The following is a 26,826-nucleotide window of genomic DNA, read 5'->3' as shown; positions in this document are numbered from 1 at the left end:
AAGCCCCGTTGCCAACCTGGTTTTTATCACTTTACATAGGAGAAACCGGTTGATGAGCAGTGGGTCTGCCCATTTGCTTTTTGACTTTTTTCAAGAATCAACAAAGTCTTGCTGAAGTGCATGACAAAGCAGGAACGGTATATGGGATAGGCCGGTTTTTCAGGGCCCTACCTATGCTTCCATCGAAGCCGGATAAGGTCTTTTTTTTGTGGTAGTAGTGTGACCATGGCATAAAAGTTTAGTAAAAGCAGAGAAACAAACTAAACATATGCTATGAAACTTAAATTTCTAACAGTAGCGATGGTTCTTCTTTTGGGTAGAGGGGCAGTGAATGCGCAGGTGGTATCGACGGACTCCGTGAAGGTACTTGAACAGCAGAAACAACATCTTGAAGACGGGCAGGAGCTCAATAAGCAAAAGTTGGAACTGGCCAAAATGCAAAACGATTACCAGGACAAAACCAAAGAGGCCAGAGAAGCAGCAGAAAAGGCAAGCATTTCTGCAAGGGAAAACCAGCAGGCTGCCGCCAGGTTGAGCACCAATGCACAGGATAAGAAACTGGCCAATGCGGCAAGATCGGCAGCAAGAAAAGCGGAACGTGACGCCAAGAATGCACGCAAGTCTGCTGACAATCAGGAAAAATTATATGCAGACATTACTTCTCTGCAACAAAAGATCACAGAGCAGGAATCAAAGCTCTCGGGTCAGGTAGCAACTTTGTCTAATGCAGGGGCAGCAACTCCTGCGGCTCCGGTGAACGCAGCGGCTACACCTATCGCGCCGCCAGCGCAGTCTGCACCAGCAGGCGTGAATCCGCCGCAGCCTGCGCAGCAGATCAACAATCCGATCCAGACAGGCAGTCCATCGATGAGCCGGGAATCGGTAAAAAGCATTACAGAACAGGTAGTGGAATCTACCTACAGGAATTATCCTCAGCAAGGCGGGCAGCCTAATATCATCATCAACAACATCATCATTCCTTCAGACTATGAGAAAAAACCCGAAGCGGCAGCTCCTGCTCCGGCGCGTCCGACGATGGGCATGAGCGATGGAGAGCGAAGCGATTATGAGGAATTTCTTGCCTGGAAGAAGCAGAGAAATACACGCATGTATCAGGACAGCTTCGAGCCCGGATCAGATGCCAGACAACCTGAAGCGCGCCGCGGAGGTTTCAAGGAACGTTTCGGTGAAAAGCAGCCCCGTAAATCAGGTATGTGGGTGATCCCGATGGTAGGGGTGCACGCTTCTGATTTCAAAGCGGATTTTTCCAACAACGAAGCAGACGGAAGAACGGGCTGGAATGCAGGTCTTGACTTTAGAATGCATACCAGAAGGTTTTTTGTGCAGCCGGGGGTGCATTACTTTAACTCTTCATTGAGGTTCACCGACTCGGACAGCTTGTCTACCGCTCCTTTGCTGGATGGTCCGCGTATCCACTCTTTGAAAGTGCCCTTGTTATTAGGTCTGTACCTGACCAAAGCTAACAGTGGTTTCTTCAAATTCAACATCAAAGGTGGCGCGACCGGTAACTATGTGATCGCTGTAGACAACGACAACCAGTCTCAGTTCGATAAAGACAATATCGAAGAGTTCTCCTATGGCCTTGCCGGAGGAATCGGTATAGAATTTGGTATTCTGACCATCGATTTGTCACATGAGTGGGGCATGAGCCGTTTTATCAAGGACAGCAACAGTAAAAACAATGTACTCAGGGCTACAGTAGGTTTTAAACTCTGATTAAATAGCCGGATTATTTTTGATCGGGTAGGGCGTTGTACTGGTTTCAGTTTGATGCTCTACCCGATTTTGCGTTCAACAGGGTAGAAGTTTGCGCCTCTGACCCGCTGATCACCGAAGGTGTGATCTCAGGATTGATATAGTATACATCCTCTGGCGCTATTGCAGCTGGTTCCGAGCAGCTGCATAGGGCTGATATCATCATGACAAATAAAGAAATTCTGAGCAGCGTTTTCATGTTGTCTTTGGTTAATAGGGAATTTTTCGGGTATAGCAGTTGTCGGCTGTTTGTTTGCGCTAATCGCCGAACTTTGGTTTGATAAGCTTTGGGCTATTGTAGTGCGGGTACGGTATGTTTGGCATCAAGATTGGTTGCACCAGGTGTTACCGGATAAGTAGCTGGCTGGATTGCATGAGGCGTGGCTGGTGAAATGGCAGCTGGTTCTGAGCAGCTAAAAACAGATACAGCTGGCAGGATGATAGAAAGTAATTGAGTCGCAATTTTCATGATCAGATTGTTTTGTGTTTTGGATTGGTGCCTCTGTCTGAGGACAATACAAAAGTGGCACATGAAAACCAGCTAAAAAATCAATAGTGACGGGGCGGGCTGCTTACGTGATGAAGCAGCCGTTGGAGAGGACAAAGGCTGATAGCGGCATTAGAAGATCAGAACGCGGTATCCTAAGCGGTTTGTCAACCAGAAAGGGAAGTTGATAGGTATTGGAAGCAGATTAGTCCTTTGCCGGATATATACTCCAGGGATAAGCAGGCGCACATTCGGGATCACCGGATCGTCATGGCCTGATGTCTGCTGATCATCTCTTCATCCGGATTGAGCCTGCTATCATCTATATCCTCTTCGTGTTGCATACGATGATTCAACTTGTCGCGTAGCCGCTGATTTTCCTGTTGCAATGCACGGGTTCTTTTTTCCAGTGCACGCACGGTGGACATATCTACGCGATGCGGATTTGTTGGATGGCCTGATGTGTCTGTCGCAGCGCGTTCCATGTCGAATGCGGCCCGGACATGTTGCATCACAGGATAGAGGTATCGGTTTTTGTCATGACCCGATCTCTCATACCAGCCCATCTGCGTTTCGCTGACAGGCTGTAACATGTCGCCTGCCCACTTACTGAGTGTTTCAAAATGGTATCTGGCGATCAGCAGAGCGGCAAGTAAAAGCAATCTTTTAATCATTTGAAACAGGCAGAGTTTATTAGTTACAGTCAAACTGGTTGAATTAACGCAGGCGCCTTTAGGTATGATGACCCCTGCGTGATGACGAATTGATAGAGGAGGATTACGTTTTTTTAACGATGCACAAATCAGATCAAAATTTCAGGGAAGACCAAAAACAGGGCGTAGACAAAGCGTAGACAGCTGGGGTAAGAAGCTGTATAGCAAGGATATAAACTTATCGAAATGCGCAATTAAATACCGGCGTACCGGCTTGTAGGATCAATCGTTTTCGGGCAATGCCATTTTTTTAAACAACCTGGTTTTTGCCCTGCGCACACTGGCAGGATCAATGTTAAGTAAAGCCGCGATCTCTTTGTGTGAAAGCTTCATGTGAAAGTAGGCATAGAGCCTTGTTTCCCGGGTGGTCAGATGAGGATGCCGGGCTTTGAGTTCTTCGAAAAAGTGCGGGTGTACCTGTTCAAAATGGATCTTGAATCTGGCCCAGTCGGAGTCAAGCTGTGTGCTGCTGTCGATCAGTGAGCTCATCGCGCGCATGCCCTGGGCGGTGCTTGGGTTCGGACGGCTCAATACCTGCAGTTGTGATTTGAGATGACTGAGCAGTTCATTTTTCTGAATCATATGCAGCGTAGAGGCGGCTAATTCCCGTTGGTTGGTTTGCAGGGTCTGTTGCAACAGGTCATTTTTGGCCTTTTCAGCGCTGACATCCGCATTCGCTTTGGCAATTTCCAAATGGTTCACCTGAACCTGGTAGCTGGTTTCTTTCAGGTCAAATGCCAGTTGCTGGTTGCTGAGCTGCGCTGTAGACAACGCGCTTTGTATGGTGCGTGTCCGCGCGACCAGCGCTACGGAGAAACCCAGCGCCTGGGAGATGATCGCCAGCTCAGGTATCCATAAGTTTTCTGTATTTGGCATGGCCACGACCAGATGTGAAATGGGAATGGCAAGGATAAATACAAAGGGTAGTCCATTGGCCAGGATGAATGTGGCCGCGAATGGGATTTTTTTTGCATAGGAGAATATCCCGGCGGCCATAATGAGCGCGATCAGCAGAATGCAAACCAGGTTGTCGAAGTTAACTGTGTAGTGTTCGAGGTTATAACCGGCGACGTTCACAGCAATCGCAACCACGGTAAAAATCCAGTAAGCACGTACGCTTTTTCGAAGTAGGCTGTCCAGCATGGGCAGATTGACTTTCGTATGGAGAAAAATGCGGGTGAAAGCCGCAATGGCATACAAGACCACGGCTATGGACAGATGGTTAATGACCTTGTTTAAATCGTAATAGGTGATTATTTCATGGAAATCCACATTAAATAGATACGACGGTAAAAACAGATTTAAAATCCATCGGTAGGTCGTAATATAAACCATGCCTCCCAGCTGGGCAAGCATGTAATAGAGCACGGCTTTGTCTTTAAAGCTCCAATAGATATACAGGTTGCTGAGCACAAACAACAGCATGACGATCATGCAGCAAATCCATGCCGTACAGATGGCTTGTTCGTGCGCGGCTGCCAGATCACCCGACTGAAAAGAAACATCGAGCTTCACCTGGTCGACCAATGTCATGTCTTTACAGTCCACTTTTACATACAGAACGGTCGTGTACTTGCCCGGGAAGCTGAGCCGGTGCCTTCCTCGGAGCCGGGATCCGGTATTGTTGACAGCATCCGTTTGGCTGGTAAGCCAGCGCTGCTGATCAGGATCAAAATAATACAGTCTGTTATTGAGTTGAGGACTTATTGCGGCAACGAAATCCTGCGAGGCATGATTGGGGTTATCAACGACGATTTTGAGCCAATATTGACGACCTGTTTTCACAGAATCGGCAATAGGACGGAACACCAGACTGGTGTCGGAAACCAGACGGTTGATCATGTAATCATGGTCATCGGTGATACCGATAGAACCAAATAACTGTTTTCCTTTGCCGTCGGCTGGCAATGGAAACATGGTTTGGCATAAGCACCTACCTGCCAGACAGGTGAAGATGGCGATCAGGACTATCCTAAACAAATTGCACGGCTTTTAAAGAAGGAAGCGAATGTACGAAATTCAACATTGCTACAAGCAATTACATCAATGCTAACCTACAACCTGGGTGTTTCAACAGATCACGTCTTTGGCTTGCCTGATACAAACATCTGTTTTGCCTGTCTTATGCGCTCTGCTAACCATCGAAAAGACTGTCTGTAAGGCTTTGGGTGAGATATGTTACGGCAATCGTGGATTCAGGTGGAAATGCAGTGAATTTCAATGATTTATTTAGGCAAACAAAAGCTTTAATATCCATTATTAAGTCCTACCTTACAATGAAACAAAGAGATGATGTCGGATGAGAAGATTGTCAGGTCAGGTAGCCCGAAAAGCGTGTTGAATACCTGAATGTGAAGAAGGCCGATAAATTGATAAACAAATGATATCCATAGTTCATAAGACGCAGTATCAATATGATAGAGGTGTACTGCTATCGCCGCATTTATTCCGGCTTGCTCCCTACGTTTCAGTTCAGGACTTCCCGCACAGATATCTTTTCAGTGTACAACCTGCTCAACAGATTTTCTGGCAGCAGGATGTGTATGGAAATAAAGTGGCAAGGGTGAATTTTCAGGGAAAGCTGGATGCTATGTCTGTAGAAGTGCAACTGGAAATAGAGCCTCAGATACATAATCCGTTCAATTTTCTAATTGATCAGCAGGTACAGGTATTTCCCTTTACGTATCCTGCGCGCATACAGGAAGCGCTGCTGCCTTATCTGAGAACCAATGAGTATGGTCCGTTGCTGTCCACGTTTGTGGAAGAAGCCAGGGCATATCGTGGCGATACGCTGGGTCTACTGTCACAACTCACGCAATCGATCTACGAGAAGATTAATTATAACCAGCGATTTGAGCAGGGCGTACAGCATTGTGAACAGACGCTTCAGATCAGTTCAGGTTCTTGCAGGGACTCAGCCTGGCTGCTTGTGGAAGTATTTCGTCACCTGGGCGTAGCAAGCCGTTTTGTTTCCGGATATCTGGTGCAAAAAGATACCAAAGACGGTCATATCGTAGACCTGCATGCCTGGACGGAAGTATTTATACCTGGAGCCGGATGGATAGGTCTGGATACCACATCAGGATTGTTTACCAGTAATTTGCACATCGCCTTATCCGTTGGGCCGGCCCCTGAAGATACCGCTCCTGTGCAGGGAACAACCGACCCGTGTATTTCAACGATGAACTATTGGTCGACGGTGCATATAAGCTGATACGGTCGCGGACAGCGTGATGCAATGAAAATATTACAAACTGAATACCGATGAATACCACGTATAAATTTCAAATAATCACAATAAACAAAACTAATCCTATGAAAATTTTCAAAAACATGACCAGTGTTACAATCCGCGATATTGTCTCGCAAACCGTAAATACGGTGACTGTCCTTAGCGATACACTACTTTCGCGTTTTGGTAGCAAGACAAACGGGATGTATCAGAATATATTCACGAATAATTCAACTCAGCTTATCCCGGTTCGCGCTGTAAATAGTGGAAGATTTCCTCTGGAAAATTAAGCGTGTTACTCTGATGAATAATAAGCAAACGGCCTAGCAGCGTTTGCTGAAATGAATCAAGACCAGCAATTGGTCGAAACATCCTGGTAGTATGACTTTCAAATGGTCATCACGGTCGCCGGCCAGTTGGGTCCGGTCAGAGCGTGGTGACCATTTGCCTGCCGGGAGTGATTGAGAGCAGCTTTATCCGATCGTTGTGGTAGGCTGGCGCTTCCAGCGGTTATGCGACCAAAGCCAGTAACCGGGAGCAAGGAAAATACTCTTCTCCAAAATTTGGTAGTATGCCTTTGTCAGATTGAGTGGAACGACAGTATCTGTACTTTCCATGAGCGTAAAGGTGTAATCATACCGGAAACGTGATGTTTTTTTGGACTCCACATATACCACAGTAGCATTGGTAGAAGCCGCTATGCGTTCACCACCCATCTGAACAGGGGTGCGTTGTTCGAGAAACGGAATATGAAATTTGCCGCTTCCGGGGGCAGGCCTCTGATCGGCAATCACAATCACTAATTTTGGATTTGAACATTCTTTGAAGAGCGACAACGCCTTTCGGTAAAAACCTGTTTTGGGAATGAGCTTGACGCCGTGAAAGGATCGCATGCCTATGAAAATCTTATTGATCATTCCGTTCTTAATCGGAGAATAGGCTGTATAAACCTGATAACTGGTTACTTCCGGCAAATTAATCAGGTATTCCCAGTTCCCGTAATGCGATGCAAAAAGGACCAGGTGTTTGTTATCCAGGTAGAGCGATTCGAGCATCTCGGGATTTGTATAGGTAGCCAGCTTGCCTCTTATCACCGAAGGAGCCAGATAGAAAAGAAATGGTTCAACGACCAAATCGCTCATGTGATGGTAATAATCGGTGGTCAATCCACGAATCTCAGACTCAGACTTCGCAGGAAATGATACAGTCAGATTTTTCTTGATCACATCCCGTCTGTAGGCGATCACATGCCGAAGAAGCAGGAAAATCAACAGGGAAACCACCTTGGCAGTTCCAAAAAGAATCTGTGTGTATAGCTGACCAGTCAGATGCATCGACCGAGCACGTATAGTCCGGTAGCTGTCAGACTGAGATGAATTGGTTTTCATGAATCAGGTCGGTTTAAGAAAAATGAATGCTCTTCCAGTTTTAAATGGAAAGGGCTATAAAAAAAGAACACCTCCTTTCACAAGGAGGTGTTCTTAACCTGCAAAATATGTCGTATCAGATAACTGTTACATTAACTGCATTGAGTCCTTTTCTGCCGTTTTCAACTTCGTAAGATACACTGTCATTTTCACGAATGTCATCGTTCAGACCACTTGTGTGTACAAAAACATCTTCTCCGCCATATTCAGGCGTAATGAATCCGAATCCTTTTGTGTCGTTGAAAAACTTTACTGTTCCTTTGTTCATAATATAATTTTAAATAATTATTCAAATTTAGAATAAAATTTTGACAATAACTAATTTTGGTTTAAAATATAAAATTTTATTCTGGTTTTTACATGTTCATTTTTCACAGGTAACGGGTTTGGACTGCTCCTGGACTGGATGCATATAAGTATTCAGAAATGTACATTCAACAGAGTGGATGCTGATATCTACCAGGAAATGGGTGCGCTTTTGGGCCGGAAACTTCTAAGAATTCCGCTTGTTGCAGCCACAAAAGTGCGCATTAAAAATAAAGTTGCCGGTATAACCTTCTCTTCCGGTTTATGCTCGATATGGTGGTCTCAGAGCCGCGGTACTGATCAAGATATGTATGTATCAGGTTAAGAACTGGCAACATGTTCACCAGCTAATAGCCCTATATTTGAGATTCAGATTTTAAATCAATCAGCAATATGTTAATCATACCGCAAGAAAATATAGCCTCGTATTTGGCTTATGATCGTTTGATAGAAAGCCTCAGAGCGATTTTTCTGTCTGATTATACCATGCCGTTACGACATCATCATTTCTATACCAATCAGGACGGAGACGCTAATACGCTTATTCTGATGCCGGTATGGAATAAGGACTACATAGGAATGAAGCAGGTGACTGTGGCTCCGGGAAATGCCAGAGCAAACCAGCCATCCATTTATGCGCAGTACATTTTAAGCGATGCCAGAACCGGCCAGCCGCTGGCGCTGATGAATGGTGCCGAGCTTACCTCGCGCAGAACAGCATGTACATCTGCGCTGGCTTCCTCTTTTTTGTCACGCAAAGATTCCGAGCATCTGTTGATAGTGGGGGGCGGAGGGGTAGCCAGACATTTGGTTCAGGCGCATATGTCGGTCAGAAACTTCAAAAAGGTCAGTGTGTGGATGCGTAATCCGCAGAAGCTTGCCGCATTTGTTACTGCATTCAAAAAAGACGGGATAGATATATTGCCGGTGGATGATCTGGAGAACGCTGCCCGTCAGGCCGATGTCATATCCTGCGCGACGTTATCCAAAACGCCGGTCATCAAAGGAGAGTGGGTTCAACCAGGAACACATCTGGATATGATCGGTTCGCACAAGCCTGATACCCGTGAAACAGACGATGATGCCATACGCAAAAGCACCATCTTTGTGGATTCACGAATAGGGGCACTACATGAAACAGGGGAGCTGGCATTACCGATTGAAGCTGGTATTATTTCGGAAACTGACGTGCAGGCAGATATTGTGGAATTGGTAAAGGGTATTCACAAGGGCAGAAAAAGCGGGCAGGAAATTACGCTTTTTAAATCGGCCGGACTCGCTATCGAGGATCTTGCTGCCGCGCTTCTGGTATATCAGTGCTACAGAGAGGATCAGGGCTAAATGTACACAGCATATGGATATGATTCCCAAATTAAATGGGATGGTCGAAAATTTACTTCTCAGGTTTATTACCGGCATTTGCATCAGAAACGCTTTCACGATACAGGGATGCTGTTTATGTAACAGCAGTCACGTATCTGTGAGTTGGACTAAGCAAGCAGATTAGTTGGAGGTATCCGACAGTGCAATAAGTATGGCTCCGCTAATGATAAGAATGGAGCCTGCAATGAGTTGCCAGCTGAGCTTTTCTTTCAGAAAGATCACAGAAAGAATAATGGCTATTACCAGCGAAGATCTTTCTACAGTAGTAACATATGAAGCATTCCCCAGGGACAGTGCTTTGAAAGAAAAGAGTGTAGAAAGTGTAGTAGCGATACCTGCTAGCGTTATCAATAGCCATGTTTTGGGTTCAATCTGACGGATCTCCGAAAAATTGCCCTGCCATGCGACAACGCCCCATGTAATGCTGATGATCAGTACAGCCTGTATGGCAAACGCCAGGCTGGAATCTACATCTTTAAGACCCGCTTTTGTCAAAACCACTACCAGGGCTGCAAATGCGGCAGCCAGTATCGCCCAAATTAACCACATGCAAACATGAAAGTTTTATGATTCGTATATGTCAATTCTATCCAGCAGGATCAGATTAAATAACATCCGCCAGGGTATTTTCTGCATTGATGATTTGCTTTATCATCTGTGCATACGCTTCGATCGAATCCTGTTTCTTATAAAACCTGGCTATCCCAAATTGTGAGGGATCTGCCAATGGTATTACGCCCGACATGACGCATATCCGGTGGGCCAGGTGTGGGAAAGTTGTTTTGAGTAGTGCCAGGTTGCCTATAGGATCATGACGGATAACTCCCCAATCCAGAAAAATATAGTCTGGCAGAGGAGCCTGCTCTGTTTCAAATTTGGCAATGGCTTGCGGTATACTGAAGGTACTCCAGAAGCTGGAACAATCGAAATTCTTCTCTACACTGATCATGAAAATCTCATGTTCATCTGCATCATCGTCAATCAACAGACAGGATATTGTACTCATCATATTTCAGTTAACGTACCAATTCATTCTCATTTACTACAATATTCGTTCCAGCTGTCAGGGTCTGGGCATTTGAATGGTAGCAAGAAGAATTTTTGATGGATACATAGCCCGGCACAATTGATTGTTATTGGTATAGCTCAAATTGATGTTCGGGTACGCAATTTGTAATTCCTTAGGTATATCGGGAAATGATCCCGTATCCCAAGAAACGGACATTACCGATCTGGTCCGGCTTTTTGTCGGATCTATCGGCCATAATCATTTGAAATCCTATGCGTACCTACAATTCTGCTTCCCTTCACCAGGTAAATAATTATCTTTTCAGCAGGAGAGAAGCGATACTCAACAATTGGCGGGTTGTATGTGAACAAGACCGGGATCTGGGCACGGTAAGCTCGCTCAGCCGGCAAGAATTTAATAATCTGATTCCTGCTATTCTGGACATTCTCGAGCAGCGTCTTTTGCATCAGATACCCAAAGAGGATCTTACCTACGTAGCCGAAGGACACGGACTACACCGGTGGCATAAGTCGCTTGCCCTGATTGATTCGATGAAAGAGCTGAATCACCTGGCTGAAATCCTCTATGGTGAACTGGATACCTATGATGAATTGTACCCGGATACGGACAAAGGCTTACTGCTTTTTGTACAGCGTACGATTACTGCTGTGATGCAACAAACTTTCACAGGTAGTGTGCATAAATACGATGAGCTGCAACGTCTGCACGCAGCCGGAAGACTTAATTCGTTGCAGGGGGCCGTTGAGAAGATGAACGAATTGATCAATGAACGTGGTCAAATACTGCGTGCATCGTCTCATGATCTGAGGGGAAGCGTGGGGATTGTTTCTTCTGCGGCATCGCTGTTGGGAGGCGGCGACTTATCTGAGGATGAAAGGGGCGTGTATGTGGAAATGCTTAACCGTAATGTCATGAATGTGCAGGCACTTCTGGAAGATCTGCTGGATTTGTCCAGACTCGAATCGGGTCAGGAAAGCCTCAAAATAGACTGGGTGGATGTCGGTGAGCTGCTTCTAACCCTGGTGGAGGGCGCGCAAGGCATGGCCAGACAACGAAACATTGTATTAAAAGCGGACGGTCCTGCTACTTTAATGGTGCAAACCGACCGTACCAAGCTGCATCGCATTGCTCAAAATATTTTGATCAATGCACTTAAATACACTACTTCCAGGGATGATACCAAGGGCATCGTTTCTGTATCATGGTCTTCGGAAGGGCGCTACAGATGGATCCTGGGAATTCAGGATTCTGGTCTGGGAATAGAGAATGATCTCTTAGGGGTTTATTACCAACAGCTACGGCCTACCACTGAACCGACGGCCTTGCTGAGTCCTGATCAGGCAGAACCCGATCAGATCAGACCGGTTGATATACCACAGGTGCCCTCCGGGAAGGAGCTCGGTAAACTGAGCGAACAGGGGGATAAAGGTGAAGGTGTAGGTTTGCAGATCGTCAAACATCTCTGTGAGCTGCTGGATGCGAGTCTGGACGTCGAAAGTATCAAAGACCGCGGAACATTGTTTCGGGTAAGAATGCCAGTTCACTATGAAACCAGCCGTCAGGATAAAGAATCAAATTGATCAAATCCTTCTTTCGGCAGTAGTACCATTCGGGACAAGTCTTTTTCTTTTACGATTCGTCCTGTTTTTATTGCTCCTTTATGATAGATAAGAAGTGGTCCGTAGTTGATGACTTTGGGAGTTCTATGCTGTTCTGCTTCAAAAAGGATTTTTTCTGAAAATATCGAACCCGTTATTTTCATTTTGTCTTCGTTGCTTCTGTGTAGATACAGCGATTCGAGCAGAGAAAACCGTTTAGGTGCATTCGCCAGCAGAGTGCTTATCTGTGAATACAATGGCTTGCCAGTCAGGTAATTTAGGTAGCGTGTGCTTTCCTTAAGGGTAATTGTAGTAGTTTAGGCTTTTATCTGAATATAATCATTTCTTCCCTGGTTAGTCCAGCAACTTATTTTCATCTAAATTGCTCGGAGCATTTTGTCTTTTATCTGTCGCGCTAGCAATGATGCCTCTTTAATTACTTCCTCAGGGTAGTCATTCAGCTCCAAAATTCTTATGGCATTTGTCTTACTCAAATTTCCAGGCTTGATTTTGAAGTCAAATACAATTGTTCCATCTTCAACTATTTCACTAAAATGATATAAGGTATAAGTATCATTCAACAGTTCAGCTAGTTCCAGGTCATGAGTTGCAACAAAAATAATATTATCGCCTTTGTTCACATAGCTCAAAACTGCCTTTCCGGATGCAATTCGCTCAACGGTGTTTGTTCCCTTGAAATGTTCGTCAAGTAAAAATAAACTACTGAATCCAGAGCTACCTTCACACAGCAATGACTTGATTGTTAAAACTTCTTCGAAATAATAACTCTTATCGCTCAGTAGGTCGTCTGAGATTCTTATCGCCGAATGCACTTTTAGGATTGGGATAGAGAATCCTTGGGCAAAACAAGTATTTATGGTTTGAGCGGTAATAGCATTGATGCCAATTGTGCGGATAAATGTCGTTTTTCCCGACATGTTTGACCCGGTTATTATCACTGATTTTTTCTTCAGATCTAATGAGTTCCAGACCGGCTGATAAATTAATGGATGGTAGATCCTAGTCGTATTTACTTGCTTTTGCTCCGAGTTAATTGCAGGAATGCAGTAATATGGTAGAGCTTCGCACAAAAAATTTATCGATATAGCAACATCAATCTCACCGACGAACTCATAAATCCGCTAGACGTCTTGCTTCACAAAAAAGGGTTATGCCCAAGGTGTTTATCAGCACCACTCCGGCTATAATTCCCGGGTACAACACGCTGGTATGCACAGGGTGTGCCCTATTAAAATAGTTTGTTTAGTTTTCGTTCGCACAATTCCCAAAATAAAAAAACTCAATGTATCATCTTTTGGAAAATACTTTACAAATTTCCTTTTGAGTTTATATACCTTCTGTCAGGTCTGTATCTGGTAATTTTTTGCTTCTTTTATCAACTTCACCCAGCCATAAATAGCCTAAAATTCCGGATACAATAGAAGCGATTAATATAGAAAATTTCGCTTCTGCCAGTACCAATTCCATTCCTGAGAATGAAAGCAAAGCTATAAATATGGACATGGTAAAGCCTATCCCTCCGAGCATTCCTACACCAATGATGTGTAGCCAAGATGCATGCTTAGGCATTTTGGCAATTCCTAACTTTACGGCAATCCAGGAAAAAATGGTAATTCCAAGTGGCTTTCCAATGACAAGGCCGGCGATAATTCCCATACCCAACACGGTAGTCAACCCCAGCAGCATGATCGGTTCAAAATGAATATTCGTATTTGCGAGTGCAAATATGGGCATAATCATAAAATTGACCGGGTTGACCAGGATATGCTCAAGTTTTTCCAGAGGGGATTCTGTCGCGTCCGGAGTAGTCGGTATAGCAAACGCAGTCAACACACCCGCAATGGTGGCATGCACACCCGAATGATGCACAAAATACCATATAAAAAGGCCAGGAATCAGGTATGCAGCCAGACTTTTTACTTTCAGCTTATTCAGCAGAAGCAAAAAGCCAAATATGCCAAATGCATAAAGCAGATAGGTAAAATGAATGTCAGTGGAGTAAAATAAGGCAATCACTAAAATCGCCATCAGATCGTCAACAATGGCCAGGGCAGATAGAAATATTTTCAACGACGACGGTACGCGTTTTCCCAGCATAGAAATCACAGCAATCGCAAAAGCGATATCTGTTGCCATAGGTATGCCCCAACCACCGGCTGTCTCAGAGCCGTAATTAAATGAGAAGTATATTAGAGCAGGAGCCATTACACCTCCAATCGCTGCCAGTATGGGCAATGATGCTTTTTTGAAAGATGAGAGTTCTCCCTCTACCATTTCCCGCTTGATTTCCAGTCCGACTAAAAGAAAGAAAATGGCCATCAAGCCATCATTAATCCAAAGTATGACAGGATAACGCAGATGAATGCCTGCAAAGTTTGCACCGAGCTCAGTTGCCAGAAGTGCTTCAAAACCGGGCCCCAAACTCGTGTTTGCAATAATTAAGGATATGATTACACAAAAGATGAGAATCATACCACCAATAGATGTGGATCTGAAGAATTGCTTGAAAGACCTAAGGTTGATTAGTTGTGTCATAGCTGCAAAACTAGTCACTAACGCCGGGATTTACACCCAAAGAGATAAGTAAATGCGTAAAACCTATGCACTCCTTTTCTGTATAGGCTGGTTAGCTATCAACATTCCGTTCACAGGTAAGTGGTCAGGATCTATGCTATTGGCAAGTATTTTGGGTATAGATCTCATGCAATTTTGTGAGCCAAATTGAAGTAAAAACATGCCTTTATCCAACGCAGTCCTACTGGTAGCATATCAAACCTGGATCAGGTGAATTGTGTCAGAGGTGATGTATTAAACAGTTTTTATACATTTAAATAATCTGCGGTTGGGTAAATACCCTTATGTTTGCTGCAAACTATACCCTTGAATGGAGGATAAAATAAGATACTTCCGAAAATGGCTTGATCACATTTTGATTGCAATGAGTATTGTTTGCTCGATGGTGATCGTATTTCATTTGGGATACAATACCGATCTGCACATCGAGCAGCTTACAAACCGTATGCTCGAATGGTGTTTTTTGTTTTTTGCTCTGGCCTTGGCAGCGAAGACCTTTACAGCATTTAAAAGTAAGTCTTCTGTGATTTCAAGGGTAGGGGAGGCGCTGCTATTCTTCTATTTCGTTGCCGTGATCATTGCCGATAGCTATCATTTTTCCGCTTCGGAAGGTACCGAGCTTGTCAAGCCTGAATGGATGTATTTAGGAATTTTTTCCATACTGATCATTGAAGTATCGAAGCAAACCTTGTTTTTTGATAAGTTTTATTTTAATCCGACGCTGCTGTTTGTATTAAGTTTTTTGACCTTGATCTTAATAGGTACCGCACTACTGTTGCTCCCTAAAACGACGCATCATGAGCAGCTCAGCTTCGTGGATGCACTTTTCTTAGCAACGAGTGCGGTTTGCATCACAGGACTTTCTGTGGTTGACATCGCTTCGGATTTTACACGCTTCGGACAAACTATTTTGCTTGTTTTAGTACAGATCGGAGGGTTGGGTATTATGACCTTTACAGGCTTTTTCGGTTATTTCTTTTCCGGCGGGTTCTCCTACAAAAATCAGTTAATGTTTACAGAACTGATCGGTGAGAATAAAGTTAGCTCTGTAATTTCAACATTGTATAAGATTATTCTTGTTACATTCTTTTTTGAAATACTGGGAGGTGTCTTCATATACCTGAGCTTAGACCCGGACGACTTCGAAAGCCGAGCAGAACAGATTTATTTTACCGTTTTTCATGCGGTAACCGCATTCTGTAATGCAGGATTTTCTACTTTGCCCGACGGATTGAACAACACTGCTGTCAGGTTCAACTACCAGCTTCACCTGGCTATAGTTCTACTGTATGTGATGGGCGGACTAGGATTCGGTATCGTGTTCAACTCTTATGAGTTCATCAGACGCTGGCTGTATAATTTTTACCATAAAATCAGGTATGGACGTCATTTCGTTTACAGGGCCCGCGTGATCGGATTTAACTCTAAAATAATCGCTTACACCAGCTTCTTTCTAATACTTTCTGGCTTTGTGCTGGTGTTTATTCTGGAGTATAACCACACGCTTTTAGCACACGAAAGTTATTTTGGTAAGATTGTTACGGCCCTATTTATTGGTACCAGCCCCCGCTCTGCCGGTTTCAATACGATTATGATGAGCGAGCTGGCCTTTCCTACTGTTATGTTAATTTTTTTGCTGATGTGGATTGGAGCTGCCCCGGGTTCAACAGGAGGTGGGATCAAAGTGACCACATTTGCCCTGGCTACGTTAAATATCTTCACACTGGCTACAGGAAAAGATAGAATAGAAGTCTTTGGTAGAAAGGTTTCTGATGATTCCATATCAAGGGCATTCGGCATTATATCTTTATCACTCGTTTTTCTAGGTCTGGCTATTTTTATGTTATCGGTTACAGATCCGGAAAAAAACCTGCTCTCCCTGGCGTTCGAGACGTTCTCTGCTTATAGCACCACTGGCCTGAGTTTAGGGATTACCCACGAATTGAGTGATGCTGGTAGATTAGTAATCATTTTGACTATGTTTGTCGGTAGGGTAGGCTCGCTAACCTTACTGGTAGCATTTGTTAAAAAAGCAAAACCAACAGATTACCAACTCCCTGGTGAGCAAATGAACTTTTAGACGATATGAAGTACGTAATATTTGGATTGGGAAGTTTTGGTAAATCCCTTGCTACCCGGTTAACCGAACTCGGGCATGAGACGATAGGCGTGGATAACAACATGCAAAAAGTAGAGCAGCTAAAGGAGCTGATCACCCATACGGTGTGTATGGATTGTACCGATAAAAATGCGGTGAGTTCGCTTCCACTCAAAGATGCTGATGCAGTCATTGTGGCGATAGGAGAAGACGAAGGTGCTTCACTGCTGGCAACAGCTTTGCTGAAACAGTTGGGCATGAAAAAAATCATCGGCAGGGTTGTATCAGATCTTCAGAAGACCGTTTTGGAGGCCATGCAAATAGAAGAATACATACTTCCTGAGGAAGAATCAGCCGAAAGGTTGGCCATGAGGCTCGATAATTCTGGGATCGTTGATTCATTTAAAGTGTCTGAGAAGTATAGCATTATAGAAACCAGGGTGCCCGCCAGGTATGTAGGTATGACCTTGGCCGAGGCGGATTTGACAAAGCGGTATAATGTCATCGTTCTGACCGTTCTGACATTGTCCAAAGGTTCAGAGAATGGCCTTTCCAAAATATTCAAAAGAGCATCGGGTATTGCCACGCCCAACACAGTCATGCATGAAAATGAAGTTTTAGTTCTTTTTGGAGAATTGGATGATATTGAAAAACTCATGCATTGATCCAGCATGTGCTGGCTTATTCGATTACATAATTAAATGCAAGTTAAATAGTCATTGAAAAGCTTCTGAGAAGATTTGACATTTCTTCTGAGCGGGAGGAGTATACAACCATTCACGATATAGTTGAAAGTGGCATTCAATTTAAAGGTACCAATCTATGGATCCTTATTTTTGCCATATTTATAGCATCCGTTGGACTGAATGTCAATTCCACGGCTGTGATCATTGGTGCTATGCTCGTATCTCCTTTAATGGGCCCTATTTTGGGGATGGGATACAGTATTGCAACCTACGACTTTTCTCTTTTTAGAAAGGCGCTTGTCAATTATATTTTCGCTATTGTAGCTGGCCTGCTTACATCGGCCACCTATTTTTATGTTACACCCATCTATCAGGCGCACTCTGAACTGCTGGCCAGAACACAGCCCAATATTTATGACGTAATTATTGCGCTGGTAGGAGGACTTGCCGGAATAGTGGCCATATCCAGTAAGAATAAAGGCAATGTAATTCCTGGTGTGGCTATTGCAACTGCGCTTATGCCTCCTTTGTGTACCGCAGGTTATGGCCTTGCTACAGCCAATTAGGGCTTCTTTTTTGGAGCACTTTACCTGCTTGCAATCAATACCGTTTTTATAGGCAGCGCGACACTGATCACCGTCAGGTTACTACGTTACCCTATTCGTAATTATGCCAATGAGTATCAAAAAAGAATGGCCAACCGATGGGTGACCTTTCTGGTACTTTTAACCACCATACCAAGTGTATACTACGGCTATTTACTGGTTCAAAAAGAGCGTTTTATACAGGATGCAAACAATTTTATTACAAACGAAACCTATATAGAAGGCGATTTCCTACTGAAGCATGAGCTTGACGCTGCTAAAAAACAAATCAAGCTTATATATGGCGGGCGGGTGATTGAAGAATCAGAAAAGAAGCGTTTGGCTGATCGGAAAAGAATTTATGGTCTTGCAAACACTACTCTGATTATACAGCAAGGCTTTTCAATTAATGATGTTTCAGATGATCTTACCCAGAATGAACGCTATCAAGCCGAAATCAATCGGCTTAAAACAGAATTGAGTACAAATATTAAAATGCAGGACAGCATACGCGCCCAAAAGGACGTCGGTAGAGTGCTGTATCAGGAAATAAAGCCCCTTTTCCCATATGTGACTTACTGCTCAGCAAGTGAGCAGGTATTTTATACAAGTCAGGGTAAAGCTCAGCGTTTCACTGTCGTTGTCTTGGGCACTTCTAATATCAGACAAACCAACCGTGACAGATCAAAAATTGATAAATGGATGCAGGTGAGATTGAAAACTGAGTCAATAAAATTATATGTCGACAAAGCTGCCTTGTAGCATTGATTCGTTTTTCTTAAAGCCCAGAATCGAAGATAACTTCTGGATGGATACTCAGGAGTCAACCGCCCTTTTTACAAAAGCTCCAAGGAAGCTTCCCACAAAGGTTAGAATGAGCGCGCCAATCAGTCCAAACAGTTCCAATTCGCGTTTTGCTGTGTCATGTTCTGTTGCACCCAATAAAAGAAAGTATCCTATTGTGATCACGGCACATAAGGCAATAGCCCACATCCATCCTTTTTTGGTCTGTAAGAATCCAATAATCAAAGATACCGCAACAGCCACCATATAGGGTGTATGAATATGGGTAGCGTACTTAACGAAGTACGTAATTATTGCACCTCCAATCAGAACCACCAATGTGGCGAGAATAAATCCTGAATTAAAAAATGATCTGTTATTTGTCTGCTGCATAGTGATGATTTTAAGAATTGCGGTTGTTTTTTACAGTTCGTCTAATGATAAAAATTTGAGTATATAGCGTAAGTTGGTGTAACAGAAACATACGGCTAACCTCCCTCGACGATAATCGCTATGTAAATCCGGCGCAATTATCATTCCATACACTATTAGCAAGCTAGATGGCTCCAATCCTTATGTTTACTGTCATTCAATAATATGGATGAGTCCTGATTGATATGCAGCGTCACATAAGCACCCCTTGAATCATCATCTCTGGGTTTGCCAATTGATCTCAAAGCGCTTTGGCCACCACCAATTACAATCAGATCATATACATCCAACAGGCGGGTGAATATTTTCTGTTTTGTAATATTTATCCCGCAGCCAGAAAGCCACATTCACCAGGGCTATCAATGCCGGTACTTCTACCAGCGGACCTATTACGCCGACAAATGCCTGGCCGGAGTTGATACCGAATACGCCGATAGCCACAGCAATGGCAAGTTCAAAATTGTTGCCCGCCGCAGTGAAGGCAATGGAAGCATTTTGTGAATAATCCGCACCCAGTGATTTTGCCATAAAGAAGCTGACCAAAAACATGATCGCAAAATAAATCACCAGTGGAATAGCGATTAAAAGCACATCACCCGGAAGCTGAACAAGCAGCTCACCTTTCAAGCTGAACATGAGCATGATCGTAGCTAAAAGCGCAACCAAAGTAACAGGTGATATCAGGGGGATAAATTTTTTCTCATACCAGTCTTCCCCTTTCAATGCAGTCAGCCCAAAACGGCTGATCATGCCGGCAGCAAAAGGAATACCCAGGTAGATGCCTACACTGATTGCAATTTCTGCAATGGTAATATCTACTTTTAGTCCCTTTAGTCCTACCAACGGAGGAAGTACCGTAATAAAGAAATAAGCATAAAAGCTGTAAAGTAGTACCTGAAATACACTGTTTAATGCTACCAGTCCGGCTGCATACTCCCGGCTGCCTTCTGCCAGCTCGTTCCACACCAAGACCATGGCAATACACCGGGCCAGACCGATCAGAATTAACCCGATCATATAATCCGGATGATTGGGAAGAAAGATAATGGCCAGTATAAACATAAGTGCCGGCCCGACAATCCAGTTCAGTAAAAGGGAAGCAGTCATCACTTTGGTATTTCGGAATACTTCGCCCATTTTGTTGTATCTGACCTTGGCCAGTGGCGGGTACATCATCAGGATCAGGCCGATAGCAAGAGGGATATTGGTTGTACCACTTGAAAAAGTATTGATGTAATCCGGCAATGACGGAACAAAATTACCAAGGCCTACGCCAATGGCCATGGCCATAAAAATCCATAATGTTAAGTAACGGTCAAGAAAGCCCAGTTTTTTACGACTGGCTGCCGGAGCGGCGGCTCCCGGAGCACAATTAATAGCTGACATAATTATTTTTAAAGGTTCTCCTTGACAAAATTTTCTGAATACGTTTTGATCATTTCACGTACTATGCGAAACTGCTGCATGATTTGCACCTCGCTACCGGTTGCTTTGCCGGGATCCGGAAAGTTCTGATGGAATTTCTTCGCATTAGTCGGAAAATACGGACAGCGTTCTTTGGCGTTATCACAGACCGTGATCACAAAATCAAAGTCAATGTCTTGGTATTCATCGATGTTGTTGGACGTGTGGCCGGAGATATCAATCCCATCCTCGGCCATAATAGAAATGGCTTTGGGATTTACGCCATGGGTCTCAACCCCAGCACTATATACACTGGCTCTCTCACCAGCAAATTTTCTGAGATAGCCTTCGGCAATCTGGCTCCGGCAGCTGTTGCCGGTGCAAAGTACCAGTATTCGTTTCATGTTCGCTGTCTGTTTTTTTATTAGATGATATGAAGTCTTTGATCTTTAGCTTTTTGCAATGCTGTCTTAAAAGACGACTGTTTTAATGGCTGATGACATTGTGCAAAGAGCGGAATATTCATTCTTTCCGATACCTTATCAACAGCATCCACCGCCAGGTGTACAACGCTGACTTTCTGCAGCTTCAGGCGCTTGCCTAAAATAGGCTCCTGTGTTGCTAGCAGGCGTGCAGCATTCCTCACCAGATGAGGTAGTCTCACAGCTACCACCACGTGTTTTTGCCTTACACTGCGTAAAGTCGGCGGTCAGATTTACGGTAAGTGAAGCTTTGTCTGAAATCAGATCTGATGGATACATCTGGCGGGTATCAAATTTAGAATTACCAAATTCTATTTTAACTGTAGCCAATGGATTGAGGGGAAGCGATTTTTCTACCAGGCTAATAATGGAAAGCGCTTTGCTTACCTTCATAGCACAGTCTGTTTCGGCTACAGACGGTTCCCAAAGCTGAACAATGATTTCAGTCCAGCTGTTGACGACCCCACCGCAGTCCACCGACAAAATAGGCGCTTGTTTGATTTCGGTAATGTGATAGGATGCATCTACGAATTGGCCTTCAGTATATTGGAATTGAAGTGTCTTCTGCGGATTTTCTAAAAGGGTATTTTTGAAGGCCTGCCAAGTCATAGGATTTAAGTTATTCATTGCTATATTACGATTATTCTAAACATGAAGAATTGTGGTAATTATTCCTTAATTACAGCATTTTGGATTAATCTCAGTTTCAAAAATTTCGCCAAAAATTACCTTTGCTTCTGCCCAAACCGTCTCATTAATACAGTAGCAAACACGTGGAGGATTGATTTCCCCATGCAGGATGCCAATATTTTTAAGCTCTTTCAAATGCTGTGATACCGTTGCCTGAGCAAGTGGTAAAACTTCTACCAGATCACCGCAAACACAGGATTTTTCCTTTAAAAGATGCTGAATGATAGCAATGCGTGCAGGATGCGCCAGCGCTTTGGCCAGATCGGCGATCCGGTTCTGCTGGTCAGTGAAAACTTGTGTCTTTGTTACTCCCATGCCCAAAGGTAATGATGTTTTTTATTATTGCAATAATACGATGATTTAATAGGTTGTAGGTCGAGCGTTAGTTTGGGTTTAAGTTTATTAAATTCATAGACCTGTTTGATCATGTCTTTTAACCAAATTAAATCGCTGACGCAAGTGGCTTGCTCACCGCAGATTCGGTTGGCAATAAACGTTTTGTAAAGATACGATAGGTGTGAATTAAGGAAATCGATTTTCAACTTTGCAAATTGTCTCGTATTTTACCTACGTAGACAAGCAACAACTTGACTCCGATTGAGCAACATAAATATTTGTTCAGAAAGGAAAACAATATTGTTCCTAATTATGTCGCTGATGTCAGTTTCGACAATATATGCACAACAAATCTCACTTTATGACAGTGGTGGCAATTCACAAGCTTACATCGATTATGATCAGCAGATGACTGGAATTGCAGCCTTTTGCTGAAGGAATTGATTAGGCATTACTTTTCTGAGCGCAACAGTCAATTTTCCTGCCAAAAAATCAGCTTCCATTTCAGTACTAAGCTATTGAACTGGAAGTAATAAATACAATCACAGATTGTACGAATTTGACCGTTATTCCGCCGACATGCTCGCCTGCAGATCTTTTGCAGAGTTGAACACAGCCGATAAGATCAAGCAGCTCAATTTCGATCTGCATGTTGGCTCTGTTTTGAGCTTTCCAGGAAAAGTTCTTGCCTGTATGGCGAGTCTGATACCGGCAAGTTTGCCCGTGTCAGGATTTGATATCTGGTAGGGTAGAAAAATGAAAAGCCAAGGGTCAAGACTAAAAGGACAATTTCAATATTAAATTCAAAAGCCAATAAGGTGTAGCATCTAACAGTTTCAGGTTGATTGAGCAGATAGCTTATTGTTCCCCCTGTCGTTGCTCTGCTGCCATACCTTTAAGGATCATTTCCAACGTCCATTTCAGCAGCTCATTGGACTGCTTGTTATTTAATCCGCTCACATCTTTATTGGCAATTAAAGGCTCAATACCACAGAGCAAAGTCACTACATGTTTCAAATTGTCGTAATTCTTGCTGTCAATCTGATCTTTGAAAGGTTGCATTACGATATCCAGCGTTCGGGGACGTCTGCCACCACGATGCGCTATTGCTGAATCACCCTTCACAGACTTATCCAGAACCAGGCTTAGGTATTTGCGAAATGCGTTTTCATGTTCCTGAATCAAATTATTGAAATACTCCTGCACATATAGCAACGATTGGCTCAGATCCATGCCCTGTACATAAAATGCGAAATCCTCAGGATCTTTATGGGTCATTGATATCGCTACATCCAGACATAGTATATCTATGTTGGCGTAATACCTGTAAATCGTCGCGCGGGAAATTTGCATCTCCGCAGCTACGTCTTCCAGTGAAAAATCTTTGTTGGACAGCAGCATCTTTCTGGCAGTGTCCAAAATCTTCTTCTGCGTTTTTAGTTTCTGATCAACACGGCCGGTTTTGGTATTTTTGTTACTCATGAGACAAATATCTTATAAAATTTGGAATGATCAAAATGTGCCTTTACTTTTGTGAGACAACCGTCTAACGAATGGAAAATATGGAAAACAAGAAAGGAGTTATGTGTCTGGGACACCAGATTTTAGTACACCAGACCAGTGGGAATTATGATTTGATTGAAGGGATAAGCGCTCCGGGCATACCCGGGCCTCCTCCACATTATCATAGTGCTTACCATGAAATGTTTGTTGTAACGGAAGGGGAACTTGATTTGCTGATCGATGCAAATGTGGTAAGAGTCAAAGCAGGAGAGAGCATAGATATTCCTGCGCATACGCTACATACATTCAAAAACCAGGGAGCAGGCGACTGCCGGTATTTAAATATTCATAGCCCGAAAGGATTTGCCGGACTCTTTGAGACCTTTGGTATTGATGCTACAGAAGAAAATGCATTTGAAAAGTCTGTCGCGCCGCAAGTGATCAACGAAGTGCTGCAAAAAGCTGCCGACTTCGATATGCATATCGTTCTAAATGAAGCTAGATAACCCTGCTGAGAGCAATCTGATTTCATGTAGGAATTACAAAGACCTTAAAAACTATTTCTAAACAACATCAAATATTGCATATGAAAATTATACTGATAGGTGCCAGCGGAACGATTGGTAAGCGGATTGCAGAATCATTGAGAAGTGACCACGAGATCATCTCGGTGGGTTCAAAGAGCGGAGATATTCATGCAGACATCAGCTCTGTGGAATCTATTGAGAACCTGTTCCGGCAAACAGGCACTTTTGACGCGCTGATATGTGCAGCAGGGAATGCCTATTTTGGTCCTTGGAATACGATGACTGACCATGAATTCCGGATAGGAGTGAATCACAAATTGATGGGCCAGGTTAACCTGGTACTGATCGGTCAGCGTTATATTTCAGCCCATGGATCTTTTACCCTTACCTCCGGGCTGTTGAGCAGCAATCCGGTGCATGCTGGTTCGAATGCATCCACGGTGAATGGCGCGATTAATTCCTTTGTCATAGCGTCTGCATCGGAGCTACCGCACGGAGTACGGATTAATGCAGTAAGCCCTGGTCTTGTTGAAGATGCTACAGATTACTATGCTTATTTCCCAGGATTCGTTCCGGTCACGATGCAAAGAGTTGTAGCGGGATACTATCAAAGTTTGTCAGGCACGGCTACAGGTCAGATCATCGAAGTGCATGAAGACACAGAACCAGTCAAAATCGAGGCAAATTTGCATGGGGATCATGACCCCAATCGGTTGAATTGTTAGTCCGGACAGATAAAATCGTATCTTTGCAAGATCAAAAATACCTGATGCCGGCATGTCGCAATAGCCTTAATCCAGATATCAACGGTGCCATTTTTACAATACGATTTATGTCTATATCAACAGAATCCGATTTACTGGGAATGAGAAGTGCAAGCGAAGCGGTTGCATATACACTGAAGAAAATGACCGAATATGCTCAGCCGGGAATGACCACCAAAGAGCTGGACGATTTTGGCGCCAAACTATTAACTGAATTTGGAGCAAAGTCTGCTCCATACTCGACCTACGGTTTTCCTGGCTGGACCTGCATCAGTGTGGATCAGGAATTTTGTCATGGGGTACCTTCTGAAAAAAGAAAATTAAAGCAGGGAGATCTTATCAATATTGACGTCTCTGCTGAATTAAACGGCTACTGGGCAGACAATGGCGGTTCGTTTGTGCTGGGCAGTGATATCAATCACCATCAAAAACTTGTGGATGCATCGAAGCAAATTCTGATGAAAGCCATAGGTAATATCAAAGGTGGTGTTAAAATAGCAGATATTGGGCATATCATGGAGTCGGAAGCTAAAAAACGTGGCTTCAAAGTGATCAGGAATCTGGGTGGACACGGTATAGGCAGAGGTTTACATGAGCAGCCTGACGAACTTCTGAACTATAAAAATAAATTTGATCATAGGAGATTTAAGAAAAATTCTGTTGTGGCGATTGAAACATTCATTTCTACAACTTCATCCTTTGCCACTGAGCTCAACGACGGGTGGACCATGGTTGGAAATAAGGGCGGCTACATGGCACAACATGAGCATACAATCGTAGTTACTGACAAAGCCCCGATCATTTTGACAGCAATGAATGAAATATTTAATTGATATCAGTATCAGTAGAAGTGCATGGAGCGGATTCAACCGCTGATGAAATGGTAAGTGTCTCAAACGCTTACCATTTTTTTGTTTTCCGGGAGCAAACAACTGGATGTGACATGTAAAGTTTCCAGCAGATACCGCACGCTTTTCAGACATATGTGGAGCAGTCATTCATTCTGACGCCGTATGCTCTAAAAAGGCTGAGTTGGTCAACGCCTTTGAGAACGTAGTGAAGTGAGCTGCAACGAGCTGTTAATTTCCGTCGTAGCTTTGCGCAACATACTTTTTCTTCATTCGGAAAGTAATCGTTGTTGCGACGGTATTGCTGGCATATCTTTGATGTAGTGATCTGGCAAATCAGCAAATATTTTACAATTCGATCTCTAAAAGAGGCTGACTGTAGATATTCAAATCTTAGCAAATCATATATGATCAAAATTATATTGTCATTATTAATTATAGTGTCTTTCTTTTCCTGCAGAGCCCTGAAAGACAGTCCTAAGTATAAGCTTACAGACGGCGTATACACTACCCGGGTTGATGGTCAGAAAATAGCCGTTTATGTAGAAAATGTAGAAGATTCGGTACTGGTATATAGTCTGCCTGCCGGCAAGCACACAAAGCCAGGTAGCGCCAAGCCCCTGAAGCCCAAAATGGTTTATCCCCGGGCACGGATAGATGAGGAGATTACCAACAGTAAATACAGAAAAAATGCTTTTGATCTGGACGTACTAACGATACCGTTTAAGTTCCGTCCTTCTACCAAAACGCTTAACACGCAATTGAGTAACCATCTGAATGGAGCCTTGTACGTAGGATACCGTAGCGACACGTACGAATTGTCTTATAAAACCAATCCGATTGGTAAGGTAAGTCAGCGAATTACGCATTTTGGGTTTTCTGCGGGTTTAGCGACCGGAATTGGCTCAACTCCGATCAATCCATGGGTGACAGATGATAACGTCAGCGATGAGTATGATGGGTTTGTCTGGTCAAAAGCATTTTGTATACTGATGGGTGTAGAAAAACTTAACTTCGGACTGGCGCTCGGAATAGATCATTTGCTGGATAGCAACAAGCAGTATTGGATCTACCAGGGAAAACCCTATGTAGGTGTGACAGTAGGTTTGAATATCAATTAGCACATAGCAACTGTAACATGC

Annotated in this window: 32 protein-coding genes; 15 read left to right on the top strand and 17 right to left on the bottom strand. The window is 43.6% G+C overall.

What is annotated here, in order from left to right; genetic code table 11:
• Positions 1-273: 273 nt before the first annotated feature.
• Complete coding sequence (locus AC1XUE_RS04015; protein ID WP_483354637.1) at positions 274-1,737, top strand: outer membrane beta-barrel protein; 1,464 nt, start codon at positions 274-276, stop codon at positions 1,735-1,737.
• Positions 1,738-1,783: 46 nt separating this feature from the next.
• On the opposite strand, the gene AC1XUE_RS04010 is transcribed toward AC1XUE_RS04015, so the two are convergent.
• The 4 genes from AC1XUE_RS04010 to AC1XUE_RS03995 all read right to left on the bottom strand — a co-directional run bounded on the left by AC1XUE_RS04010 (position 1,784) and on the right by AC1XUE_RS03995 (position 4,893).
• Complete coding sequence (locus AC1XUE_RS04010; RefSeq protein WP_483354636.1) at positions 1,784-1,975, bottom strand: hypothetical protein; 192 nt, start codon at positions 1,973-1,975, stop codon at positions 1,784-1,786.
• A 93-nt stretch (positions 1,976-2,068) separates the two neighbouring features.
• Positions 2,069-2,245 (bottom strand): hypothetical protein, encoded by a 177-nt coding sequence (locus AC1XUE_RS04005; protein ID WP_483354635.1) that lies wholly within the window; start codon positions 2,243-2,245, stop codon positions 2,069-2,071.
• A gap of 275 nt (positions 2,246-2,520) precedes the next feature.
• Positions 2,521-2,937, bottom strand: a complete 417-nt coding sequence (locus tag AC1XUE_RS04000) for a hypothetical protein (protein WP_483354634.1) — start codon at positions 2,935-2,937, stop codon at positions 2,521-2,523.
• A gap of 261 nt (positions 2,938-3,198) precedes the next feature.
• Positions 3,199-4,893, bottom strand: coding sequence for a 7TM diverse intracellular signaling domain-containing protein (locus AC1XUE_RS03995; RefSeq protein ID WP_483354633.1), 1,695 nt, complete (start codon positions 4,891-4,893; stop codon positions 3,199-3,201).
• A gap of 463 nt (positions 4,894-5,356) precedes the next feature.
• On the opposite strand from AC1XUE_RS03995, the gene AC1XUE_RS03990 reads away from it, so the two are divergent.
• The gene (locus AC1XUE_RS03990) at positions 5,357-6,190 is read left to right on the top strand and encodes a transglutaminase family protein (protein WP_483354632.1); all 834 of its coding nucleotides are present in this window, start codon (positions 5,357-5,359) and stop codon (positions 6,188-6,190) included.
• 101 nt (positions 6,191-6,291) lie between these two features.
• Entirely contained in the window at positions 6,292-6,498 is a 207-nt protein-coding gene (locus AC1XUE_RS03985) for a hypothetical protein (RefSeq protein ID WP_483354631.1), read from the top strand.
• A 183-nt stretch (positions 6,499-6,681) separates the two neighbouring features.
• On the opposite strand, the gene AC1XUE_RS03980 is transcribed toward AC1XUE_RS03985, so the two are convergent.
• Positions 6,682-7,596, bottom strand: a complete 915-nt coding sequence (locus AC1XUE_RS03980) for a lysophospholipid acyltransferase family protein (RefSeq protein WP_483354630.1) — start codon at positions 7,594-7,596, stop codon at positions 6,682-6,684.
• Positions 7,597-7,711: 115 nt separating this feature from the next.
• Positions 7,712-7,903, bottom strand: a complete 192-nt coding sequence (locus tag AC1XUE_RS03975; protein WP_483354629.1) for a cold-shock protein — start codon at positions 7,901-7,903, stop codon at positions 7,712-7,714.
• Between the two features lie 138 nt (positions 7,904-8,041).
• Between AC1XUE_RS03975 and AC1XUE_RS03970 the strand changes: the two genes are divergently transcribed.
• Positions 8,042-8,266, top strand: a complete 225-nt coding sequence (locus AC1XUE_RS03970) for a hypothetical protein (protein WP_483354628.1) — start codon at positions 8,042-8,044, stop codon at positions 8,264-8,266.
• Positions 8,267-8,334: 68 nt separating this feature from the next.
• Entirely contained in the window at positions 8,335-9,282 is a 948-nt protein-coding gene (lhpI, locus tag AC1XUE_RS03965; protein ID WP_483354627.1) for a bifunctional Delta(1)-pyrroline-2-carboxylate/Delta(1)-piperideine-2-carboxylate reductase, read from the top strand.
• Between the two features lie 162 nt (positions 9,283-9,444).
• Here the strand turns inward: lhpI and AC1XUE_RS03960 are convergent, their stop codons facing one another.
• Both AC1XUE_RS03960 and AC1XUE_RS03955 read right to left on the bottom strand, forming a co-directional pair.
• The gene (locus AC1XUE_RS03960) at positions 9,445-9,873 is read right to left on the bottom strand and encodes an EamA family transporter (protein ID WP_483354626.1); all 429 of its coding nucleotides are present in this window, start codon (positions 9,871-9,873) and stop codon (positions 9,445-9,447) included.
• 55 nt (positions 9,874-9,928) lie between these two features.
• Positions 9,929-10,333 carry a response regulator gene (locus AC1XUE_RS03955; RefSeq protein WP_483354625.1) on the bottom strand — a complete coding sequence of 135 codons (405 nt, stop codon included), beginning with the start codon at positions 10,331-10,333 and terminating at the stop codon, positions 9,929-9,931.
• Positions 10,334-10,605: 272 nt separating this feature from the next.
• On the opposite strand from AC1XUE_RS03955, the gene AC1XUE_RS03950 reads away from it, so the two are divergent.
• Complete coding sequence (locus tag AC1XUE_RS03950; protein WP_483354624.1) at positions 10,606-11,934, top strand: sensor histidine kinase; 1,329 nt, start codon at positions 10,606-10,608, stop codon at positions 11,932-11,934.
• Here AC1XUE_RS03950 and AC1XUE_RS03945 read toward each other — a convergent pair.
• The 3 genes from AC1XUE_RS03945 to nhaA all read right to left on the bottom strand — a co-directional run bounded on the left by AC1XUE_RS03945 (position 11,913) and on the right by nhaA (position 14,508).
• Positions 11,913-12,209 (bottom strand): hypothetical protein, encoded by a 297-nt coding sequence (locus AC1XUE_RS03945; protein WP_483354623.1) that lies wholly within the window; start codon positions 12,207-12,209, stop codon positions 11,913-11,915. The two genes, AC1XUE_RS03950 and AC1XUE_RS03945, sit on opposite strands and share 22 nt — an antisense overlap.
• Positions 12,210-12,329: 120 nt before the next feature.
• Positions 12,330-12,911 (bottom strand): MutS-related protein, encoded by a 582-nt coding sequence (locus tag AC1XUE_RS03940; RefSeq protein WP_483355995.1) that lies wholly within the window; start codon positions 12,909-12,911, stop codon positions 12,330-12,332.
• 388 nt (positions 12,912-13,299) lie between these two features.
• The gene (nhaA, locus tag AC1XUE_RS03935) at positions 13,300-14,508 is read right to left on the bottom strand and encodes a Na+/H+ antiporter NhaA (RefSeq protein WP_483354622.1); all 1,209 of its coding nucleotides are present in this window, start codon (positions 14,506-14,508) and stop codon (positions 13,300-13,302) included.
• A gap of 349 nt (positions 14,509-14,857) precedes the next feature.
• On the opposite strand from nhaA, the gene AC1XUE_RS03930 reads away from it, so the two are divergent.
• The 4 genes from AC1XUE_RS03930 (at position 14,858) to AC1XUE_RS03915 (ending at position 18,677) form a co-directional block, all read left to right on the top strand.
• A complete protein-coding gene (locus AC1XUE_RS03930; RefSeq protein ID WP_483354621.1) occupies positions 14,858-16,627 on the top strand; it encodes a TrkH family potassium uptake protein in 1,770 nt (589 codons plus the stop codon).
• Positions 16,628-16,632: 5 nt separating this feature from the next.
• The gene (locus tag AC1XUE_RS03925; RefSeq protein WP_483354620.1) at positions 16,633-17,310 is read left to right on the top strand and encodes a potassium channel family protein; all 678 of its coding nucleotides are present in this window, start codon (positions 16,633-16,635) and stop codon (positions 17,308-17,310) included.
• Between the two features lie 233 nt (positions 17,311-17,543).
• Positions 17,544-17,897 (top strand): DUF389 domain-containing protein, encoded by a 354-nt coding sequence (locus AC1XUE_RS03920; protein ID WP_483354619.1) that lies wholly within the window; start codon positions 17,544-17,546, stop codon positions 17,895-17,897.
• Between the two features lie 126 nt (positions 17,898-18,023).
• Entirely contained in the window at positions 18,024-18,677 is a 654-nt protein-coding gene (locus tag AC1XUE_RS03915; RefSeq protein WP_483354618.1) for a hypothetical protein, read from the top strand.
• Positions 18,678-18,731: 54 nt separating this feature from the next.
• Here AC1XUE_RS03915 and AC1XUE_RS03910 read toward each other — a convergent pair whose 3' ends face one another.
• The 5 genes from AC1XUE_RS03910 to AC1XUE_RS03890 form a co-directional block, all read right to left on the bottom strand.
• Positions 18,732-19,091, bottom strand: a complete 360-nt coding sequence (locus tag AC1XUE_RS03910; RefSeq protein ID WP_483354617.1) for a hypothetical protein — start codon at positions 19,089-19,091, stop codon at positions 18,732-18,734.
• 315 nt (positions 19,092-19,406) lie between these two features.
• Positions 19,407-20,516: an ACR3 family arsenite efflux transporter gene (gene arsB / locus AC1XUE_RS03905; RefSeq protein WP_483354616.1), complete on the bottom strand. Its 1,110-nt coding sequence runs from the start codon at positions 20,514-20,516 to the stop codon at positions 19,407-19,409.
• Positions 20,517-20,524: 8 nt separating this feature from the next.
• On the bottom strand, positions 20,525-20,938 hold the full coding sequence (locus AC1XUE_RS03900; RefSeq protein WP_483354615.1) for an arsenate reductase ArsC: 414 nt from the start codon (positions 20,936-20,938) through the stop codon (positions 20,525-20,527).
• 138 nt (positions 20,939-21,076) lie between these two features.
• Positions 21,077-21,643 carry a DUF6428 family protein gene (locus AC1XUE_RS03895; protein WP_483354614.1) on the bottom strand — a complete coding sequence of 189 codons (567 nt, stop codon included), beginning with the start codon at positions 21,641-21,643 and terminating at the stop codon, positions 21,077-21,079.
• Positions 21,644-21,691: 48 nt separating this feature from the next.
• The gene (locus tag AC1XUE_RS03890) at positions 21,692-22,021 is read right to left on the bottom strand and encodes an ArsR/SmtB family transcription factor (RefSeq protein WP_483354613.1); all 330 of its coding nucleotides are present in this window, start codon (positions 22,019-22,021) and stop codon (positions 21,692-21,694) included.
• Between the two features lie 570 nt (positions 22,022-22,591).
• Between AC1XUE_RS03890 and AC1XUE_RS03885 the strand changes: the two genes are divergently transcribed.
• Positions 22,592-22,789: a hypothetical protein gene (locus AC1XUE_RS03885; protein ID WP_483354612.1), complete on the top strand. Its 198-nt coding sequence runs from the start codon at positions 22,592-22,594 to the stop codon at positions 22,787-22,789.
• A 111-nt stretch (positions 22,790-22,900) separates the two neighbouring features.
• Here AC1XUE_RS03885 and AC1XUE_RS03880 read toward each other — a convergent pair whose 3' ends face one another.
• The gene (locus AC1XUE_RS03880) at positions 22,901-23,524 is read right to left on the bottom strand and encodes a TetR/AcrR family transcriptional regulator (protein WP_483354611.1); all 624 of its coding nucleotides are present in this window, start codon (positions 23,522-23,524) and stop codon (positions 22,901-22,903) included.
• 80 nt (positions 23,525-23,604) lie between these two features.
• On the opposite strand from AC1XUE_RS03880, the gene AC1XUE_RS03875 reads away from it, so the two are divergent.
• From AC1XUE_RS03875 to AC1XUE_RS03860, 4 genes are all read left to right on the top strand, one after another.
• Positions 23,605-24,051 (top strand): cupin domain-containing protein, encoded by a 447-nt coding sequence (locus AC1XUE_RS03875; RefSeq protein WP_483354610.1) that lies wholly within the window; start codon positions 23,605-23,607, stop codon positions 24,049-24,051.
• 80 nt (positions 24,052-24,131) lie between these two features.
• Entirely contained in the window at positions 24,132-24,797 is a 666-nt protein-coding gene (locus AC1XUE_RS03870) for a short chain dehydrogenase (RefSeq protein ID WP_483354609.1), read from the top strand.
• Between the two features lie 107 nt (positions 24,798-24,904).
• Positions 24,905-25,669, top strand: a complete 765-nt coding sequence (gene map / locus AC1XUE_RS03865) for a type I methionyl aminopeptidase (protein WP_483354608.1) — start codon at positions 24,905-24,907, stop codon at positions 25,667-25,669.
• Positions 25,670-26,091: 422 nt separating this feature from the next.
• On the top strand, positions 26,092-26,805 hold the full coding sequence (locus tag AC1XUE_RS03860; RefSeq protein WP_483354607.1) for a hypothetical protein: 714 nt from the start codon (positions 26,092-26,094) through the stop codon (positions 26,803-26,805).
• Positions 26,806-26,826 lie beyond the last annotated feature (21 nt).

Source organism: Dyadobacter sp. HNCC25DJ187 (assembly GCF_056895255.1).
The sequence above is the reverse complement of the archived record's forward strand: the minus strand, read 5'-3'. Positions and strand labels throughout refer to the sequence as shown.

Excerpts from the sequence above, each read along its gene's own strand:
- AC1XUE_RS03870 (WP_483354609.1), top strand. The coding sequence starts at position 24,132 with ATGAAAATTATACTGATAGGTGCCAGCGGAACGATTGGTAAGCGGATT.
- AC1XUE_RS03955 (WP_483354625.1), bottom strand. The coding sequence starts at position 10,333 with ATGATGAGTACAATATCCTGTCTGTTGATTGACGATGATGCAGATGAA.
- AC1XUE_RS03860 (WP_483354607.1), top strand. The coding sequence starts at position 26,092 with ATGATCAAAATTATATTGTCATTATTAATTATAGTGTCTTTCTTTTCC.
- AC1XUE_RS03880 (WP_483354611.1), bottom strand. The coding sequence starts at position 23,524 with ATGAGTAACAAAAATACCAAAACCGGCCGTGTTGATCAGAAACTAAAA.
- AC1XUE_RS03915 (WP_483354618.1), top strand. The coding sequence starts at position 18,024 with ATGGCCAACCGATGGGTGACCTTTCTGGTACTTTTAACCACCATACCA.
- AC1XUE_RS03930 (WP_483354621.1), top strand. The coding sequence starts at position 14,858 with ATGGAGGATAAAATAAGATACTTCCGAAAATGGCTTGATCACATTTTG.
- map (WP_483354608.1), top strand. The coding sequence starts at position 24,905 with ATGTCTATATCAACAGAATCCGATTTACTGGGAATGAGAAGTGCAAGC.
- arsB (WP_483354616.1), bottom strand. The coding sequence starts at position 20,516 with ATGTCAGCTATTAATTGTGCTCCGGGAGCCGCCGCTCCGGCAGCCAGT.
- AC1XUE_RS03995 (WP_483354633.1), bottom strand. The coding sequence starts at position 4,893 with ATGTTTCCATTGCCAGCCGACGGCAAAGGAAAACAGTTATTTGGTTCT.
- AC1XUE_RS03890 (WP_483354613.1), bottom strand. The coding sequence starts at position 22,021 with ATGGGAGTAACAAAGACACAAGTTTTCACTGACCAGCAGAACCGGATC.
- lhpI (WP_483354627.1), top strand. The coding sequence starts at position 8,335 with ATGTTAATCATACCGCAAGAAAATATAGCCTCGTATTTGGCTTATGAT.
- AC1XUE_RS03975 (WP_483354629.1), bottom strand. The coding sequence starts at position 7,903 with ATGAACAAAGGAACAGTAAAGTTTTTCAACGACACAAAAGGATTCGGA.
- AC1XUE_RS04000 (WP_483354634.1), bottom strand. The coding sequence starts at position 2,937 with ATGATTAAAAGATTGCTTTTACTTGCCGCTCTGCTGATCGCCAGATAC.
- AC1XUE_RS03990 (WP_483354632.1), top strand. The coding sequence starts at position 5,357 with ATGATATCCATAGTTCATAAGACGCAGTATCAATATGATAGAGGTGTA.
- AC1XUE_RS03920 (WP_483354619.1), top strand. The coding sequence starts at position 17,544 with ATGCTCGTATCTCCTTTAATGGGCCCTATTTTGGGGATGGGATACAGT.
- nhaA (WP_483354622.1), bottom strand. The coding sequence starts at position 14,508 with ATGACACAACTAATCAACCTTAGGTCTTTCAAGCAATTCTTCAGATCC.
- AC1XUE_RS04005 (WP_483354635.1), bottom strand. The coding sequence starts at position 2,245 with ATGAAAATTGCGACTCAATTACTTTCTATCATCCTGCCAGCTGTATCT.
- AC1XUE_RS03875 (WP_483354610.1), top strand. The coding sequence starts at position 23,605 with ATGGAAAACAAGAAAGGAGTTATGTGTCTGGGACACCAGATTTTAGTA.
- AC1XUE_RS03900 (WP_483354615.1), bottom strand. The coding sequence starts at position 20,938 with ATGAAACGAATACTGGTACTTTGCACCGGCAACAGCTGCCGGAGCCAG.
- AC1XUE_RS03960 (WP_483354626.1), bottom strand. The coding sequence starts at position 9,873 with ATGTGGTTAATTTGGGCGATACTGGCTGCCGCATTTGCAGCCCTGGTA.
- AC1XUE_RS04010 (WP_483354636.1), bottom strand. The coding sequence starts at position 1,975 with ATGAAAACGCTGCTCAGAATTTCTTTATTTGTCATGATGATATCAGCC.
- AC1XUE_RS03910 (WP_483354617.1), bottom strand. The coding sequence starts at position 19,091 with ATGCAGCAGACAAATAACAGATCATTTTTTAATTCAGGATTTATTCTC.
- AC1XUE_RS03950 (WP_483354624.1), top strand. The coding sequence starts at position 10,606 with ATGCGTACCTACAATTCTGCTTCCCTTCACCAGGTAAATAATTATCTT.
- AC1XUE_RS03925 (WP_483354620.1), top strand. The coding sequence starts at position 16,633 with ATGAAGTACGTAATATTTGGATTGGGAAGTTTTGGTAAATCCCTTGCT.
- AC1XUE_RS03970 (WP_483354628.1), top strand. The coding sequence starts at position 8,042 with ATGCATATAAGTATTCAGAAATGTACATTCAACAGAGTGGATGCTGAT.
- AC1XUE_RS03980 (WP_483354630.1), bottom strand. The coding sequence starts at position 7,596 with ATGAAAACCAATTCATCTCAGTCTGACAGCTACCGGACTATACGTGCT.
- AC1XUE_RS03895 (WP_483354614.1), bottom strand. The coding sequence starts at position 21,643 with ATGAATAACTTAAATCCTATGACTTGGCAGGCCTTCAAAAATACCCTT.
- AC1XUE_RS04015 (WP_483354637.1), top strand. The coding sequence starts at position 274 with ATGAAACTTAAATTTCTAACAGTAGCGATGGTTCTTCTTTTGGGTAGA.
- AC1XUE_RS03985 (WP_483354631.1), top strand. The coding sequence starts at position 6,292 with ATGAAAATTTTCAAAAACATGACCAGTGTTACAATCCGCGATATTGTC.